The organism is Arenibacter nanhaiticus (assembly GCF_900141935.1).
Lineage (GTDB): Bacteria > Bacteroidota > Bacteroidia > Flavobacteriales > Flavobacteriaceae > Arenibacter > Arenibacter nanhaiticus.
On sequence record NZ_FQYX01000056.1, the window covers coordinates 1 to 9,776 of the forward strand.

A 9,776-nucleotide genomic window follows, 5' to 3' on the forward strand; every position below is an offset into this window, starting at 1 on the left:
ATCGTAACCCACGATTGTAACCTGCCAAGACCTTATTCTTTAGGCTTTAGAGTACAAGGGGTAAGCGGAATTTCCGAATTTGACTACCATACCAAAAGGATTCATATCGAAGGAAAAACCGAAGGACATGGCTGGGAAGACATGGATTCATACATCAAGGAATACGACCACCCACTTTGGAAGAAGCACGGTAAAGGTGCTACCGAAGCAGGCCATGGCGGTATTGATTTTTTTGTAATGAACGCCTTTGTAGAATCGGCCAAGGAAAATATAGCACCCCCGATGGATGCCTATGACGCGGCGGCATGGAGTGCAGTGACCCCATTGTCCGAGCTGTCTATTGAAAATAATGGAGCCCCACAGGATTTCCCGGATTTTACCAGAGGAAACTGGATCAAAAGAGCGCCATACAATTGGATGAAAGAAAATTATTAAACTACAAACACAACTAAATATTAATTCAAACTAAATCAATGAAAAAACTAATTACAAAAGGATTATTCCTTCTCGTGTTAGTACTCTCGTATTCTGTCCAAGCACAAGAACGGAGTATTACAGGTACGGTTGTAGACGCAGCCACCAACGATCCCATTCCTGGGGCAAGTATTATTATTAAAAATACAACTACTGGAACCGCCACGGATTTCGATGGCCTTTTTGCCATACAGGCAGCCACAAATGACAAACTTGTCATTAGCTATTTAGGATACAAAACCAAGGAAATGCTAGTAGGTAGCAAAAGTAATTACACGATAGCCTTAGAAGAAGATGCTGCACAACTAGAAGAAGTCGTAATAGTAGGTTACGGTAAACAAAAGAAAGTAAATTTAACCGGATCTATAGCTACCTTGAAGTCGGACGATCTTGTAAAAAACAGTACTTCCAACGTTAGTAGCGCCTTATCTGGTAGGCTAGCTGGGGTAGTAACTGTTCAATCATCGGGAGAGCCAGGTGCCGATGTTGCCAGTATCAACATTAGAGGTTTGAGTTCTTTGAATTCTAACTCACCATTAGTTTTGGTAGACGGAATCCCGAGAAGCATTAACTCGTTAAACCCCAACGATATTGCAACTATCAGTGTTCTTAAGGATGCAGCTGCAGCTGCCATTTACGGTATGCGTGCCGCTAATGGGGTAGTTTTGGTGACTACTAAAAGAGGAGGAACATCCAAACCTCAATTAAGTGTAAATTCTTATTCCGGGATTCAGGTGCCAACAAGAATGCCAGATTTCCTAGGTTCATATGACTATGCTACCTTGTATAATGAAGCCAATATTAACGATGGTAAACCTGCAGCCTTTACCCCTGAAGACTTGCAAAAATACCAAGATGGTTCTAGTCCAGACACCCACCCTGATACGGATTGGATAGACGAGACCCTAGATTCTCACTCTATGATCCAGTCTCACGATGTTAGTGTGATGGGAAGTTACGAGAAGGCCAGATACTATACTTCTTTAGGATACTTACACCAAGGAGGTCTGTATGACAACAACAGCTATAACCGTTTTAACTTTAGAACCAACATAGATGTTGACGTTTTGGATTACGTGAATTTCCAGGCAGATTTCAGTGGTAATTTGGAAGATAAAAATCGTCCTGGAATAGGCACTGGATCCTTGTTTTCTAACATCATGAGAACACCTCCAACAGAGGTCAACCAATTTTCAAATGGCGGTTACAGTTCTTTCAGCAACATTCCTAAAATTAAAAATGGCGGGTATAACGATTCTGAAGATTTTGCCTTTCAATCTAAATTGGCTTTAAAAATAGATTTCCCATTTGCCGAAGGCTTAAGCTTACTGACCCAAGTGGCCTATGACCGATCAGCAGGAGGAAACAACACTGACCGCGACAATTTCGTGGGAAGGTCAAAATCTTTCAGTGTACCTACCTCTTACACCTCATATGACCCAACAACTGGGGAATTTTCTGTAAGTACGCCGGCCGACAGAGGAGAAACTGCCAGTTTATCCGAATCTCAAGCACAAGGATACCAGCTAACTACTGAAGCTATCTTGGATTATTCTACCTCCATTGGAAAACACGATCTTGGCGGTAAATTCGTATTCTCTAGAAATACTTCCAAATTTAATATTTTAAGTGCCGGTAGAACAAACTTCTTAGGAACTTCTATTGACTATTTCGTCGCTGGAGACGAATCTACAAGAACCAATAGCAATGCAACTTATGAAACTGCTATTTTGGGATATGCCGGTAGGTTTACGTATAGTTATGACAGTAAGTATTTAGTAGAATTTAACGGTAGGTATGATGGGTCTTATAAATTTAGTAAAGATTCTAGATTTGGATTTTTCCCTTCTTTCTCTTCTGCATGGAGAATTTCGCAAGAAGATTTCTTAAAAGATTCTAATGTTATAAACAACTTAAAACTAAGAGCCTCTTATGGTGAATTAGGAAGTGACAACATTGGTGCTTTCCGTTATATTGAAGTATTTTCGTTTAACGAAGCTTTCGTAGATAACGGGAATGTTGTAAAAACACTTTCGAGTAACGGTATCCCTGATCCATCAACTACTTGGGAAAAGGCGAAGACCTACAACCTTGGTATTGATTTAGGATTATGGAACAACCTTTTCTCTATTGAGGCCGATATGTTCTACAAAAGAACGTCGGATATCTTAACCACTAGCGCCTTGGAAGTTCCAGGTACTTTTGGTGGACAGTTGCCATTGCAAAATATTGGTGTGGTAGACAATAAAGGTATTGAAGTGGTTGTAAACCACAACCATAACATCAACGAGTTTCAGTATTACGCCAACTTCAACATTGGTATCGCCAAAAACAAAGTAATTGATATTGCTGAGTCCGAGTCTGTAAACGATTTAATCAAGCGTACCGGAAAACCTATCCAAGCCGGCTCTAGAATCGGTTATATGGCTGACGGATTATGGCTTACCCAAGCAGAAATAGATGCTGCGAACGCTAATGCTAAAACACAATCAGGAGATGCAGGGGCTGTTTATCAGACCCAAAACCCAAAACCAGGTGATATTAGATACACTGATATCAACGGAGATGGCATTGTCAACAGCGATGATAGAACCGTTATCGGGAAAGGAAATATTCCGGAAGTAACTTTCGGACTTAACCTAGGTTTCACCTACAGACAATGGGATTTTGCCGCCCTTTTCCAAGGTGCAGGAAACTTTGACATGTACTTATCCAACGAAGCTGCATTTGCTTTCTTTAACGGTGGAAAGGTATTTGATGCCCACTTGGACAGAGCCCAAATAGGTGCCGATGGCAACGTAGTAAACCCTGGTGCAACATATCCAAGACTTTCTTTATCGAACAATGCAGTGAACGAAAGATTTTCTTCGTACTGGTTAGAGTCTGGAGATTATATCCGTTTCAAAAACATCGAAATCGGTTATACCTTCTCTGATCAAGTAATCGAGAAATTAGGATTGGATAAATTAAGAATTTACCTAAACGGCAGAAACTTGGCTACTTGGTCAAAAATCAAACAATTAGATCCAGAGAACCCACAACAAAGAGGTTGGTTCTACCCACAACAAAAAGTAGTTAACCTTGGATTTAATATTCAATTATAATTTTAACTAATCATGAAAAAAATAAATAAATTACTAGCGCTAATTTTATTGGTTTCGGCACAGTACTCTTGTACCAGTGACTCCATAGAATTAGACCCACAGACAGCTATATCCTCGGAAGTAATATTCACGGACCCGGCCTTTGCCGAGGTATTCTTAAACAAGGTTTATTCTGGTATACCTCATGGTTTCAACCGTGGATGGTATATGTTGGATGCAGCGACCGATGATGCCGAGAACTCTTATCCTTGGCCAGCATCGAACACCATTTTTAATACGTCGAACATCACTACCGATAATTCACCCTTTAACGGATTATGGTCTAACGCATATGCACAGATCAGAAGGTTAAACAATTTTATTCAAAACTACGACAAGCTAGAAGGTTCTGAAGGTTTAACAAACAGACTAAAGGCCGAAGCCCATTTTCTAAGAGGTTTTTATTATTCTTATCTATTAAGAACCTTCGGTGGAGTGCCAATTATTACCGAGCCACAATCTTTGGAAGATGAAAATTTATTAGTGAGCAGAAGCACAAAGGAAGAAACCTTAAATTTTGTTATTTCAGAATTGGACAAGGCTGCCGGTATTTTCGAAAACAGCAATGCTGCTTCTAGTACCAGGGGAAGCTGGGCTGCCGCAACAGCATTAAAAGGACGCATTCTTTTATACGAAGGAAAATTCGAAGCTTCTGCAGCTGCCTCGAAGGCTGTCCTAGATGCTGAGGCCTTCTCTTTGGATGCCGACTACCAAAATGTTTTCTTGGACGACAACACTCCCGAAGTGATTTTTGATGTACAATTTAAAGATCCGGACAAAGGACACTATGCCAACCTTTTTAACACCCCAAAATCAACTGGTCCTATCAGCGGATGGGGCGGTACAGGACCTACCCAAAATTTGGTTGATCAGTACGAAATGAAAGCTACTGGCCTAAAGCCAGAAGAGCCAGGTTCTGGATACGATATGTCTACCCCTTATGAAGGTAGAGATCCAAGGTTTTATGCTTCTATCTTATATGACGGTGCACAATGGAAAGGGGTTACTATTAACCACAGACCAGGTGGAGATGCAGGAATTGCTACCAATGGTGATTTCACCAGAACCGGATATTCTATGAAGAAATTCATACAAGAAGAGCGCAACCACAATCAAATAAGCACCCAACACTGGATATTTATCCGTTTGGCAGAAGTGTATCTTAACTATGCCGAGGCATTGATAGAGGCAGGACAAGATCTAGATTTGGCTACTGCAGCGATCAACAAAGTGAGAGAAAGAGCCGATATGCCTTTGATTAGTTTGAGCACCCAGAGTGAGCTCCGTGAAAAGGTAAGACACGAAAGAAGAATAGAGCTTGCTTTCGAAGAACACCGTTTCTGGGATATCAGAAGATGGCGTATTGCCGGAAACACAGAAGTGTTGAACATTTACAGAATGGACATGGATAGCGAGGGCAACCTTATCGGAACCGGAAAAGCTATTTGGGAGACAAGAAACTGGAATGACAGAGATTATTTAATGCCAATTCCACAAAGCGAAATTGACATTAACACCAACCTGACCCAGAACCCTGGGTACGAATAAAATTAGGATTTGAATTAGCTATTTTATTTCTTCAAACCCATTTAAACTTTGTTTAAGTGGGTTTTTGTTTTAGCCATAAATTGTATCTTCACATTATGAAAAAGACTTTGTTATTTTTAAGCGTTTTATTAGCATCATGCAGCCATAAGCAGGCAGAAAAAAAAGACGCTCCTTTAGAAACCGAACCACTATATACTGTTTTAACCGCGGAAACTACGGGTATACACTTTTTAAACGAGCTAAAAGAAAACACCTACATGAACGGCCTGTTCTATGAATATTATTACAACGGTTCGGGCGTAGCTGTAGCCGATTTTAACAATGATGATTTGGCCGACATATACTTTGTCAGTAGCCTATCTGAAAACAAATTATACCTCAATAAGGGAAACATGCAGTTCGAAGATGTTTCCAAAGCCGCCAATGCTACCGGAGGATATGGTTTTGGCACTGGGGTAACGGTAATAGATATCAATAATGACGGTTTGATGGATATCTATTATTCTAAATCTGGAAAAATTTCGGACCCTAACAAAAGAAGGAACGAATTACTGATCAACCAAGGGGTCAATGCCCAAGGTATTCCCGTTTTTAAAAATGAAGCCCAAAGCTACGGCTTAGACTTCCCCGATTTCACCACCCAAGCGACCTTCTTTGATTATGATAAGGATGGCGATTTGGATTTGTTTGTCATCAACCACGGAATCGAATTATACGATGAGAATCTGATGGAAGAGTTAATCGACCAAAAATCTGAATTTAGAGGAGAAAGATTATACCGTAACGACAATGGACATTTTGTCAATGTTTCCGATGAAGCCGGAATCATCAACAATGTCCTAGGCTTTGGTTTGGGAGTAGCCATCGGCGACCTTAACAATGACGGATGGGCCGATGTTTATGTGGGGAACGATTTTTCTGAAAAAGACCACCTATATATCAATAATAAAAACGGTACTTTTAGGGAAATATCCCTAGATGCCTTCGGCCATGTTTCTAACTTTTCAATGGGGAACGACATCGCCGACATAAATAACGATGGACTATTGGATATCATGACCGTGGATATGATGGCCGAGGACAATTACACCCAGAAAACCAGTATGAGCGGTATGAATCCGGCTAAATTTTACAAACATGTAGGCTTAGGATTACACCACCAATACATGTATAATGCAATACAACTGAACAGTGGAATTCAACAAGAAAGCGGCAATCCACAATTCTCCGATATCGCCCAAATCGCAGGAGTTACCAGTACAGATTGGAGTTGGGCTCCTTTATTCTTCGATATGAATAATGACGGAAAAAAAGACTTGTTTGTATCCAATGGTATAAAAAGAGATTTCAGGAACAACGATTTTGTCAACTACAGAAAGCAAAAACAAGCAGAAGTTATTGCAAAAAAGGAAATTCAGACCGAGTCTTATATAGCCGACCTATTGAGCAAAATGCCTACTCGGGAAAAAGAAAATTATTTCTTCCTGAACAATGGAGAAGACTTAAGATACATCAAACAGAACTTTAAGCAACCCCTTTCCAATTCTAACGGGGCAGCTTATGCCGACTTTGACAACGATGGAGACTTAGATATTGTGGTGAACAATTCCTCGAGCATTTCTTTCATTTACCAAAACAATAGCAACACCAATAAAAACAACTATGTAGCTATTAAATTACGCGGTACTTCGGAAAATGTGAATGCCCTTGGTGCTCGTGTTATCCTTTATTCAAAATCTGGCAAACAATATTTGGAAAATTATTTCACCAGAGGTTTCCAATCTGCCATGGCACATACCTTGCATTTTGGAATTGGACAAGACAAAAAGGTTGACAGTGTACAAGTTATTTGGCCAAACAATACTTATGAGGTATTTAAAAATATAGCCATCAACAAAACCGTGACCTTGGCATACAATAAGGAAAGTGTTAAAAAATATGTCTATCAAGATCCTAAAAAAGGCATCTTCCAAGACATTACAAAAGCCTCCAAGATAAACTTTAAGCATACAGAAAACGATTTTAACGACTTTTTAGAGGAAACCTTATTACCTCACAGAATGTCACAACTAGGCCCTGCACTGGCTGTCGCTGATGTGAATAATGATGGATTGGACGATTTTTTTATTGGCGGAGCAAAAGGTCAATCTAGCCAATTATTCCTTCAAAACTCTAAAGGAGAATTTAGCAGTACTACACAAGCTTTTGCCAAGGATAGCGCCCATGAAGATGTAGGAGCTATATTTTTCGATTCCGATAATGATGGCGACCTAGATCTTTATGTAATCAGTGGAGGGACGGAAAAAGCCCCAGATGATCTGTATTATTTGGATCGTCTTTATGAAAATGATGGCAGTGGGAAATTTAAAAAATCAACTGCTGCACTACCGAAAATCACTAATAGTGGATTAAGGGTTGTTGCGGCCGATTATGATCAGGATGGCGATCTAGATCTTTTTGTAGGGGGTAGAGTATTACCTGGCCATTATGGTCGTATGACAAAGAGCTATATATTGGAAAACCAAAGTGCCAATGGGGTCCTTAAATTTACAGATGTAACTGAATCCGTAATTCCTGAAATGGCCAATCACACTATGGTAACCTCCGCAGTATGGCACGATTTTAATGATGATAACTATCCAGATCTTTTGGTGGCCAATGAATGGGGGCCTATAGAGCTTTTCATAAATAAAGAAGGGTATTTTAAAAACGAGACCAAAGCTTACGGCTTGGATAAAAATATAGGTTGGTGGAGTAGTTTAACCTTAGATGATATAGACAATGATGGAGATATGGATATCATTGCTGGGAATTTAGGACTAAATTATAAGTATAAGGCAAGCTTTGAAGCGCCATTTTACATGTACATCAATGATTTTGATGATAACCAAAAAGAAGATATTGTTTTAGGCTATCAGCAAGACAGTACGGTATATCCGGTTCGTGGACGTCAGTGTTCCTCTGACCAAATGCCCTTTATCAAAGAAAAATTTAAAACCTATAACGAGTTTGGAAGTGCCTCGATAAATGAAATTTATGGCGATAAACTCAACCAAGGTATTTCCTATGAAGCCACTGATTTTGCTTCTTCCATATTGTATAACCAAGGGGACACGTTCACTTTTTCACCCCTACCCAACCGGGTACAATTGTCTTCTGTAAATAGAATATTTGTAGATGATTATAATCAAGACAAGAAAAAAGATATTTTATTGCTTGGAAACTTATACGGTTCAGAGGTAGAAACTCCTAGAAACGATGCCAGTTACGGTTTTCTGTTAGTAGGGGCCAACAACCAAGAATTTGAATACTTGCCCAACCAAGAATCAAATCTTTGGGCCAAGGGCGATGTTAAGGATGCTGCCCTCATTAATTTAGCTAATGGTAAAGCTATTTTAATTGCCAAAAACAATGGGGAACTCAGCCTAATTAAGGTGAACTAGTTTTATAAAAACAGTAGCATCTCTCCTCCTGACAGCCCAAAAGCTGATGGATATATTGCGCTTCTGTCATGGTTTGCCCAGCACTAAAAGTAGTGCTGGGCAAACCTTTTTTTTTAAAAAAAATCATCAATTTAAATCGTGTCGTGTCTACTTGCAAAAAAAAACACTAAATAGCTATCGGTCCTCCTTTTGTATCCCGCCCTATCAGGAAGATTCAGAAAAGAAGGCTAAACTCAGATAAAATTAGCAATGAAGCCGATCCGTTCCGAGGAGGTTTCACCCTAAACAAATCTGCTTATATTACAGCAATTCTGACATAAGCCTCCAAGCCATATAACCTTCTAATAGTTACAGTTTGGTCTCAGACATGACGAAAAGACAAGCTTTTCAAAAAATTTACCCCAAAATCGTCAAATTTATCCACCTCACAAAAAGATACAAAAGCCATATTTGTTGCTACAACATTTCCGTAAAATTAAGAATCCATGAATCACAGAAGAAATTTCATCAAAAAGACCGCGATAACATCAGCTGGTATTGCCATTCTTCCGAACATATCTTTAGGAAATTCCTATAAGAAAAATATAGAAAAAGTAAAAGTTGCTGTTTTAGGCGTCGGTCTTAGAGGAACCAACCACCTAAACAACCTTTTAAAAAGGGACGATGTACTAATTACCGCTATATGTGATATAGATCCGGCCAGAATTACCATAGCACAAGAAAAAATAGAAAAAGCTGGACAGAAAAAGGCCAAAGTCTTTGGAAAAAACGACATGGATTACAAAAACATGTTGGCTTTGAAAGATGTCGATGCCGTAGTGATCTCAACTCCTTGGTTGTGGCATACCAGAATGGCCGTAGATTCTATGAAAGCCGGAAAATATACCGGACTGGAAGTGTCCGCAGCCAATACCTTGGAAGAGTGCTGGGACTTGGTCAATACCCACGAAGAAACCGGATCTCATTTAATGATCCTGGAAAACGTTAATTACCGTCAGGATGTATTGGCGGTGCTTAATATGGTAAAACAAAACCTTTTTGGAGAACTGTCTCACTTCAGATGTGGCTACCAACACGATCTTAGGGCCGTAAAGTTCAACGATGGTAAGCAAGCCTATGGCGGTGGCGTTGAATTTGGCGAAAAGGGAACCTCGGAAGCCAGGTGGCG

Annotated in this window: 4 protein-coding genes and 1 pseudogene; all 5 read left to right on the top strand. The window is 39.8% G+C overall.

The window, feature by feature from the left end:
• Positions 1-435 (top strand): annotated as a pseudogene (locus BUA16_RS17710) (gfo/Idh/MocA family oxidoreductase); the annotation flags it as partial.
• A gap of 38 nt (positions 436-473) precedes the next feature.
• Positions 474-3,578, top strand: a complete 3,105-nt coding sequence (locus BUA16_RS17715; protein WP_072766047.1) for a SusC/RagA family TonB-linked outer membrane protein — start codon at positions 474-476, stop codon at positions 3,576-3,578.
• Positions 3,579-3,590: 12 nt separating this feature from the next.
• Positions 3,591-5,165 carry a RagB/SusD family nutrient uptake outer membrane protein gene (locus tag BUA16_RS17720; RefSeq protein ID WP_072766048.1) on the top strand — a complete coding sequence of 525 codons (1,575 nt, stop codon included), beginning with the start codon at positions 3,591-3,593 and terminating at the stop codon, positions 5,163-5,165.
• A gap of 95 nt (positions 5,166-5,260) precedes the next feature.
• Positions 5,261-8,608 (top strand): VCBS repeat-containing protein, encoded by a 3,348-nt coding sequence (locus BUA16_RS17725; protein ID WP_072766049.1) that lies wholly within the window; start codon positions 5,261-5,263, stop codon positions 8,606-8,608.
• 485 nt (positions 8,609-9,093) lie between these two features.
• Positions 9,094-9,776 (top strand): Gfo/Idh/MocA family protein (locus BUA16_RS17730; RefSeq protein ID WP_143150557.1); only part of this gene is annotated, 683 nt, incomplete at its 3' end.

Bases quoted from the DNA above. Each gene is read 5' to 3' on its own strand.
- BUA16_RS17715 (WP_072766047.1), top strand. From the start codon at position 474: ATGAAAAAACTAATTACAAAAGGATTATTCCTTCTCGTGTTAGTACTC.
- BUA16_RS17720 (WP_072766048.1), top strand. From the start codon at position 3,591: ATGAAAAAAATAAATAAATTACTAGCGCTAATTTTATTGGTTTCGGCA.
- BUA16_RS17725 (WP_072766049.1), top strand. From the start codon at position 5,261: ATGAAAAAGACTTTGTTATTTTTAAGCGTTTTATTAGCATCATGCAGC.